Genomic DNA, 2,185 nt, shown 5'->3' on the forward strand with positions numbered 1-2,185 from the left:
GAGACGAATTCGCCCGTGAAGATCAGCGCTTCATAGACCTCATCGCAGACGATCCACAGATCATGCTCGCGACATAGCGCGCCGATGTGCTCGAGGGTCGCCCGGTCCATCACCGCCCCGGTGGGGTTGTGCGGGGTATTGAGCAGCAACACACGGCTCTGCGGCGTGATGGCCGCGGCGAGGTCCTGTGGCTGCAACACGAAACCATGCTCCATGCGCAGCGGTACCGGCTGCAGGTCACCGCCAGCCCCGCGGATCACGCCCTCATAGGTGGCGTAGTAGGGGTCGCCGGTCAGCACGCCGGCCCCCTCCTCCACTAGCGCCAGCATCACCGCGAACAGCGCCGTCTGAGTGCCGGGGAAACACAGCACGTTGTCTGCGCTGATCTCGGGCATGCGCGCTGCATAGCGCTCGGCCAGGGCCGCGACCAGCCCCGGCTCGCCACGGCCATCGGAGTAGCGGGTACGCCCGGCGCGCATTGCCTCGACACAATGCTCGACCAGCGCCGGATGCGTGGCGATATCCGGCTCACCGATGGTCAGCTCGATGATCGGCTCGCCGGCCTGGATGCGCCGGCGAGCGGCGCTGTGAACGGCCCATTTGTCACCGCCCAGGTCACTCAGTCGTTCGGTAATGGTGGCGTAGCGCATGCTCAACTCCTGTGGGATGGGGATGGTGTCGCGATGCCGACGTGCTCAAGCAAGGTGCCCCGGGGCAGTCGCAGAATGCCCTCTGCTGCGCGTATGGCGATCGCCGGCAGCCGCTCGACCGGATAGAGGCCATGTTCAAGCCCGCCCTCCAGCCACAGGCCATCGATCAAGCCATTGAGGGCAATCGCCTGCTCCTGACACTCGCGTGCGCCCGCCGGCAGTGCGTGGGCGCTCAGCACCGGATGGACCAGCTGTGCGAGCAGGTCGAGAAACTCGCGATAGGTTTCCTGGTGCACCGCCGAATAGCTGGCATCGTGGCGTACCCGGCCGATGAAGGTCGCCCACAGGGAGATCTTGTGGGCGGCCAAGTTGGGCTGCGCGAGACTCGCCGCGATGAAGCGCGCCAGACGACACGCCGGGGATTCATCACTGGCCGGGCTGGCATCGGCGATATCGGAGGTCAGCTGGCCCATCATGTAGGCGTAGGCGGCCCGCACCATGTCGTCCTTGGTGCCGAAATGGTGGCGAATCAGTCCGGGCGAGACCCCGGCCGCCTCCGCCACGCGGCGCACGCTGGCGCCGGCCAGACCGTGCTGCGCGACACAGCTCAAGGTGGCTTCCAGCAGGTCGCGACGACGCTGATCCTGGGAAAGCCGCTGGAATGCCTTGCGACTCATCGTGATGTCTCCCGTCCGGTCGCGGGCCCGCGCATCAGGCACTCGACGGCCTCTCGAGCGACGATGCCTTCAACAGCGCACCTGCTATTAACAACGATAATCACAGCCAAGGCTCTCCAGCAGTCGCAGATGAGACTCCCACTCCAGCGCCAGATCTCCCTCCTCGTGGATGGCCATGTCGTACTGACCGACCACATGCTCACAGATCTCGGGCGAGAGGCGGCGCACCGGCTGGCCCATTGACAGGGTCGCGACCTGGATCTCGCAGCTGCGCTCGAGATAGAACATGTTGTTGAACATCTCGGCGGCAGAGGCGCCGGTTGTCAGCAGGCCATGATTGCGCAGGATCAGCGCCGGATTGTCGCCAAGGCTCGCCACGATGCGCTCGCGCTCATCCAGATCCAGCGCGATACCCTCGTAATCGTGATAGGAGACGCGGCCATGGAACTGCAGGGCGATCTGATTCAGGGGCAAGAGCCCTTCTTCCAGGCTCGACACCGCCACACCGGCGCGGGTATGGGTATGCATGATCCAGCTGGCTGAGTGACTTGCCGCATGAATCGCCGAGTGAATGGTGAAACCGGCCGGATTGACCCGCGCGGCGCTGTCATCGACCTTCTGGCCGTTGACGTCGATCTTGACCAGCGAGGACGCCGTGATCTCCTCCCAGCGCCAGCCGTAGGGGTTGATCAGAAAATGCCCTTCCTCATCCGGCACCCGCGCCGTGATGTGGGTGTAGATCAGGTCGGTCATGCGGTAGTGCGCTGCCAACCGGTAGCAGGCCGCCAGGTCCAGGCGTGCTTGCCACTCCGCGTCACTCATGGTCGATGCCGGCATGTTGCTGTCTCCTGTGGTCAC

At 65.0% G+C, this 2,185-nt stretch carries 3 protein-coding genes; all 3 read right to left on the minus strand.

Annotation, left to right across the window (positions count from 1 at the left end):
* On the minus strand, positions 1–650 hold a 650-nt coding region (locus AC4FAH_RS14680; protein WP_490246324.1), incomplete at its 3' end, for a pyridoxal phosphate-dependent aminotransferase.
* 2 nt (positions 651–652) lie between these two features.
* A complete protein-coding gene (locus tag AC4FAH_RS14685; RefSeq protein ID WP_213114121.1) occupies positions 653–1,327 on the minus strand; it encodes a TetR/AcrR family transcriptional regulator in 675 nt (224 codons plus the stop codon).
* A gap of 87 nt (positions 1,328–1,414) precedes the next feature.
* The gene (locus AC4FAH_RS14690; protein WP_197738731.1) at positions 1,415–2,164 is read right to left on the minus strand and encodes a class II aldolase/adducin family protein; all 750 of its coding nucleotides are present in this window, start codon (positions 2,162–2,164) and stop codon (positions 1,415–1,417) included.
* Positions 2,165–2,185 lie beyond the last annotated feature (21 nt).

The organism is Cobetia sp., assembly GCF_983723665.1.